5 protein-coding genes are annotated in these 4563 nt (G+C 73.2%); 3 read left to right on the top strand and 2 right to left on the bottom strand.

What is annotated here, in order from left to right; genetic code table 11:
- The first annotated feature begins 144 nt into the window (after positions 1–144).
- Positions 145–351 carry a hypothetical protein gene (locus ACFXA3_RS36175; protein ID WP_385194293.1) on the top strand — a complete coding sequence of 69 codons (207 nt, stop codon included), beginning with the start codon at positions 145–147 and terminating at the stop codon, positions 349–351.
- A 27-nt stretch (positions 352–378) separates the two neighbouring features.
- Here ACFXA3_RS36175 and ACFXA3_RS36170 read toward each other — a convergent pair whose 3' ends face one another.
- Both ACFXA3_RS36170 and ACFXA3_RS36165 read right to left on the bottom strand, forming a co-directional pair.
- On the bottom strand, positions 379–1707 hold the full coding sequence (locus tag ACFXA3_RS36170) for an ABC1 kinase family protein (RefSeq protein ID WP_385194291.1): 1329 nt from the start codon (positions 1705–1707) through the stop codon (positions 379–381).
- Positions 1708–1900: 193 nt separating this feature from the next.
- Entirely contained in the window at positions 1901–3004 is a 1104-nt protein-coding gene (locus ACFXA3_RS36165; protein WP_385194288.1) for a ThiF family adenylyltransferase, read from the bottom strand.
- Between the two features lie 106 nt (positions 3005–3110).
- Here ACFXA3_RS36165 and ACFXA3_RS36160 point away from each other — a divergent pair, with 106 nt between their 5' ends.
- Together ACFXA3_RS36160 and ACFXA3_RS36155 are read left to right on the top strand one after the other, a co-directional pair.
- The gene (locus ACFXA3_RS36160; RefSeq protein ID WP_385194285.1) at positions 3111–3755 is read left to right on the top strand and encodes a M48 family metallopeptidase; all 645 of its coding nucleotides are present in this window, start codon (positions 3111–3113) and stop codon (positions 3753–3755) included.
- 131 nt (positions 3756–3886) lie between these two features.
- A partial coding sequence (locus tag ACFXA3_RS36155) for a TerD family protein (protein ID WP_385194282.1) occupies positions 3887–4563 on the top strand: 677 nt, incomplete at its 3' end.

Raw genomic sequence — 4563 nt, 5'->3', positions numbered from 1 at the left:
GACAGCGACACTCTCCCACCACGCCCCGCGCCCCGCCGGCGCCCGCGCCCCCCCGCGGGCCGGGGGCCGCCCGCCCGCCCCGCCCCGCCCCCCCCCGGTGCGTTGCGGACGGCTCTGCACCCCTCGCGGGGATATCGTCTGGAGGTGGACCAGCCGAATCCCCACCCCGCCCCGTCGGGACCCGAGGCCCAGCCCGTCGTCTGCGCGCGCTGCGGCACGAAGGCCCCAGACGGCGCCCCGCCCACCTGGACCTGCTCGGTGGAGAACGGGACCAGACAGTACTTCTGCGTCGACTGCGCGCGCGCCAACCTCCGCGCGATCGAGGGCCGCCTCGACTCGTCCTGGTGGTGACCGGGGAGCCGCAGGCCGCCCCCGGGCTCAGTCCTCGGGCAGGAACCCCGGGAGCCAGGACTCCAGTTCGCTCCGCAGCCGTACCGTCGCACCCAGCTGGCACAGCACCCCGATGGTGCTCAGCGTCACCCGGTGGATCAGCAGGTACGAGGGCGGCAGATTGATCTGCCGGCCCAACTGGTGTGCGGGGGAGCGGGGATCGGCGATCCGGGCCGCCTGGCCGCGCAGCCACGGCCGCGTGAAGGTGAACTCGTCCGCCCGGGCCGGCTCGATGATGGGCAGCAGGTAGTCCAGCACCGCCTCCGGGTCCAGTTCGATGGACTCCTTCACGAACCCCTCGGCGCACAGGTGCCCGTAGGTCCCCTCGGCGTCGCCCTCCAGCGTCATCCGCAGCGACGTGCCGATGGGCTTGGGCCAGCCGCCGGGCAGCCGGTCGACGGTGCCGAAGTCCAGTACGCCCAGCCGTACGCGGCCGTCCGCCCCGGATATCAGGCGGAAGTTGCCCGGGTGCGGATCGGCGTGCAGCAGGCCGGTGCGCGCGGGCCCCGAGAAGAGGAAACGGGCCAGCAGCTGACCGGCGCGGTCGCGTTCCTCCGGGGTGCCGTCCGCTATCACCTCCGACAGCGGGGTCCCCTCCATCCACTCGGTCACCAGGACCTGGTCGCCCTGGTGGACGACGTCCGGCACGACCACGTCCTCGTCGCCCTCGAACGCGTCCGCGTGGATCCGCTGGGCCTCGGCCTCCAGCTCGTAGTCCAGCTCCTCCGCGACCCGGTCGCGCAGTTCCTCGATCAGCGGTTTGACGTCCATGCCCGGAATCAGCGGCCCCAGCAGCCCGGCGAACCGGCCCAGTTGCCTCAGGTCCGACAGCAGTGCCTCGCCGGCCCCCGGGTACTGGACCTTCACCGCGACCTGCCGGCCGTCGTGCCACACCGCCCGGTGCACCTGCCCGATCGAGGCGGCCGCGGCCGGCTTGTCCTCGAACTCCTCGAACAGGTCCCGCCAGTCGGCCCCGAGCCGGTCCGCCAGTACCTGGTGCACCGTCTCGGCGGGCAGCGGGGGAGCGGCTTCCTGAAGCTTGGTCAGCGCCGCCCGGTACGGTCCGGCGACCTCCTCGGGCAGGGCAGACTCGAAGACCGAGAGCGCCTGCCCGAACTTCATGGCACCGCCCTTCAGCTCCCCGAGCGTACGGAACAGCTGCTCGGCGGTGCGCTGCTGGAGCTCGCGCGCCACGATCTCCGCCGACTTGCCCCCGATCCGCTTCCCCAGCCCCCAGGTGACCCGGCCCGCGAAGCCGAGCGGCAGCGCGGCCAGCTTGACGGTACGGGTGACCGCCTTCCGGGGAAGATCAGACATGAGCCCCTCCAATTCCCAGACAGCTGTGCCGCAAGCGGCGGTTCGGGATGACCCCTCGGACAACCGCATCCTGTCATGGTGTCCCGGCCCCACCCCGTCCGAGGCACCGGCCCCGGACGCGACGGGATTCCCCGCCCCGGGACAGCATCCGCCCTCCCGGGCGGGCACGGCCCTACACCGGATCGAGCCTTCGTCACCTCGCCCCCTGTTCCGCCGGGACCCTGGCCGCGGCGCACGGGCAGTCCGGATGCGGGCGCACGGCCGTCTGCTCCCAGTGCAGGGAGGGCAGGGCCGCTTCCCAGCGCGAGGCCGTCGAAGCGGGCAGTTCGCCGTCGAGGAAGGACAGGGCGTGGGCCGCGGCCAGCCCGGCCACCGCCGTGGCCAGGCCCAGGTCACAGGCAGCGGTGGCCCGGCGGCGGTGCGCCGAGCGCCACTGGACCAGCATCCGCGGCCAGGCCGGATCCGCCTCGACCCGGTCGCGCTCCATGCAGCCCGCGCACGCCGTGGCCCCCGGCAGCACCAGCGGCCCGACCAGCCCGGTGCCCTCCAGCACCCCGGCGTACAGGTGCGGGATGCCGGTGGCGATCCAGTCGGCCGCGGTGCCCGGATCCGGGGCCCAGACCTGCAAGCCGTCCCGGGGCGCGACCACCACCAGCGACACTCCCGGCCCCGGCCCCTCGTGCTCCGTGGCCCGCGGCGGGCGCGCCGGGGCCGATTCGCGGACCAGCCCGGCCGCCGCCTCGGCCCGCAGCCGGCCCACGCTGCCGGGCCCCAGCCCGCCCGGCGCGACGTCCGCCGGCTCCACCCGGCCGCCGTCGAGGACCTCGACGCGGCCCACGCCGGCTCCCGCCAGGACCCCGGCGATCATCCCGCCCACCCGGCCGCTGCCGCGCACCTGGACCCGTATGGCCCGGCGCGCCGCGACGCCCCGCAAGTCACCTCCCGGCTCCCGGTGCACCAGCGACAGCGAGCCCAGGTCGGGCCCGAGCCGCTCCAGTGCCTCCGGCCGCTTGCGCAGGGCCTGCGCCCGCGGGCCGCCCGCCGTCGCGTCGTCGAGCAGCCCGGCCGCCGCGAGCCGCCGGACCAGCGTGTCCACCTGACCCTCCGGCAGCCCCACGGCCGCCGCCTCCGCGCGCAGCAGCTCCATGCCCCGCGTCCCGTCGATCCGGTCGATCAGGGATCCCGTCGCCGTGTCCAGGGGGCCGAGCACCACCGCATGCGCGGGCGTCACCCCGAACTGCACCGTCTGCAGATCCCGCCACGCCCTCGCCAGCGCCGGCTTCACCTTCGGATACATGGCCTTCCCCCTCCGTACGCACCACGTCTCGTTCCCGTCCCCCGCAGAGTGCCCGCCCGCCGCACTCCCCGCGCGCATTTGTCCACAGGCAAGAGGTATTAGGCATATGAGATGGAGAAAAGGGGCGCTTCCTGTGCCACCTTCGAATCGATCATGTTCGAACGGTGGAGCGGCAGGACTTCGGCCACGGCGAGCGGGTACGGTCTTGGGCGTGTCCGCCGACCCACAGCAGCGCGCCGTCGAAGTACGCCGGAGCGCGCGCCGCCGCAGGACCGTCTCCGCCTACCGCGAGGGTGACCGGACGGTCGTCCTCATCCCTGCCCGGATGTCCGAGGCCGAGGAGCAGCGCTGGGTGGGGGTCATGCTCGACAAGCTGGCCGCGCAGGAGAGCAAGCGCACCCTCGGGGACGCGGAACTCACGGAACGCGCCGAGCGTCTGTCCGAGCAGTACTTCGGCGGCCGTGCCCGGCCCCGTTCGGTGCGCTGGGTCACCAACCAGAACACCCGCTGGGGCTCCTGCACCCCGGCCGAAGGCAGCATCCGGCTCTCGCACCGCCTCCAGGGGATGCCGGAGTACGTCGTCGACTACGTGCTGCTGCACGAGCTGGCGCACCTCCTCGTGCCCGGCCACGGCCCCCGCTTCTGGGAACTGCTCGACGCCTACCCGCGCACCGAGCGGGCCCGCGGCTACCTGGAGGGAGTGGTCGCCGCCGAGCGCCTGCCCAAGGTCCCCGCGGCCCGCGAGGAATGACCGGCCCGCCCGTCCCGGGCGCGGACGTATCGATATGTACCGGGTCGGTACCGGCTTGGCCGGATGTCGGCAGATGCGGCTAGCCTGAGCGGCACGCATTTCACAGTCGGGATGGGGGACGGTCGTTACGTATGGCCAGGGAATTCCAACGCGGTCACAAGGCCAAGATCAGCGATCTGACGGCCGGCACCGATCTGTACGTGGGCGTCCAGATCGCCGGTCCCGGACTCGCCTTCGACATCAGCTGCTTCGGCCTTGACGCCAACGAGCAGCTGTCGGACGACCGGTACTTCGTCTTCTACAACCAGCCGAAGTCGCCGGAGGAGTCCATCCAGCAGCTCGGCCCGCAGGCCGGCGACACCGAGTCCTTCCGCGTGACGCTGGACCGCGTCCCGGCGAGCATCCACAAGCTGTCCTTCACCGCCACGGTCGACGGCGACGGACAGATGTCGCAGATCGGACCCGGCTACATCCGGATCGTGGCCGGCGGCGAAGAGGTCGTCCGCTACTCCTTCACCGGCGCGGAGTTCAGCACCGAGCGCGCCGTGATGCTCGGCGACTTCTACCTCAAGGACGTGTGGCGCTTCGCCGCCGTCGGCCAGGGCTTCGACGGCGGACTCGCCGCGCTGCTGAAGAACTTCGGCGGCGAGGTCGCCGAGGAGGACGAGCAGCAGGCCCCGCAGCAGCCGCAGGCCCCCGCCCCGTCCGGCGCCGCGCCGGCGCAGGCAGGCCGTCGAGACTCGTTCCGATGTGGTCCTTCTTCTCGCAGTACGCGGCGAACTCCTCGTCCGTCTTGCGGCCGAAGTAC

Source organism: Streptomyces sp. NPDC059456 (assembly GCF_042750055.1).
Classification (GTDB): Bacteria; Actinomycetota; Actinomycetes; order Streptomycetales; family Streptomycetaceae; genus Streptomyces.
The sequence above is the reverse complement of the archived record's forward strand: the minus strand, read 5'-3'. Positions and strand labels throughout refer to the sequence as shown.

Coding starts and splice junctions, on each gene's coding strand:
- ACFXA3_RS36170 (WP_385194291.1), bottom strand. CDS start 1,707: ATGTCTGATCTTCCCCGGAAGGCGGTCACCCGTACCGTCAAGCTGGCC.
- ACFXA3_RS36160 (WP_385194285.1), top strand. CDS start 3,111: ATGAGATGGAGAAAAGGGGCGCTTCCTGTGCCACCTTCGAATCGATCA.
- ACFXA3_RS36165 (WP_385194288.1), bottom strand. CDS start 3,004: ATGTATCCGAAGGTGAAGCCGGCGCTGGCGAGGGCGTGGCGGGATCTG.